This is a genomic window from Terrabacter sp. P5_B1 (genome assembly GCF_056400505.1).
The window spans coordinates 1-683 of record NZ_JBFULD010000617.1; the positions used below are offsets into that span (position 1 = coordinate 1).

At 73.6% G+C, this 683-nt stretch carries 1 protein-coding gene and 1 pseudogene; one reads left to right on the top strand and one right to left on the bottom strand.

What is annotated here, in order from left to right:
- Nucleotides 1–141 (top strand): annotated as a pseudogene (locus AC1DP0_RS22430) (gamma carbonic anhydrase family protein); the annotation flags it as partial.
- Nucleotides 142–172: 31 nt separating this feature from the next.
- Here AC1DP0_RS22430 and AC1DP0_RS22435 read toward each other — a convergent pair.
- The coding region (locus AC1DP0_RS22435) for a sulfite exporter TauE/SafE family protein (RefSeq protein WP_478088863.1) at nucleotides 173–683 on the bottom strand (511 nt) is incomplete at its 5' end.

Sequence of the window (683 nt, forward strand, 5' to 3'; positions counted from 1 at the left end):
ATCCCACCCCGGTCGCTCGTCGCCGGCGTGCCCGGCAAGCTCCGGCGCGAGATCGACGACCCGGGCCTGGCGCGCATCCGGGCCAACGCCGAGGTCTACCTCGAGCTCGCCCGTCGGCACCGCGAGGCGACGGCTTCCTGAGAGCCAGCCACCCGGCATACGCCGACTCGCGTCAACGGAGCAGGAGGACTGCCGCCACGACGCCCGCGACGACGACGAGCACCCGGAAGAGCGTCGGCGGCAGGCGCCGACCGACCCGGGCCCCGATGTAGCCGCCGACGACGGACCCCGCGGCGAGCAGCCCGATGGCGCGCCAGTCGAGGTCGGCGACGGCGACGAAGATCAGACCGGCGACGACGTTGCCGGCGAAGATCGCGAGCGTCTTGAGGGCGTTGACGACCCGCAGGTCGATGTCGAGGCCCAGCCCGAGGACGGCGACCATCATCACCCCCGAGCCGGCGCCGAAGTAGCCACCGTAGACGCCGGTCAGCAGCGCGAAGAGCGTCGTCACGGGCCCCATGCGGGTGCGCGGACCGACATCCTCGCCAGCGCGCAGCCGCAGCCGGCGGGCGATCCACGGCTGCGCGCCGACGAGCAGGCAGGTGAAGAGGATGAGCCACGGCGCGACGGCCTCGAAGACGCTCGAGGGCAGCGCCAGCAACAGGGCCGCCCCACCGACGGCA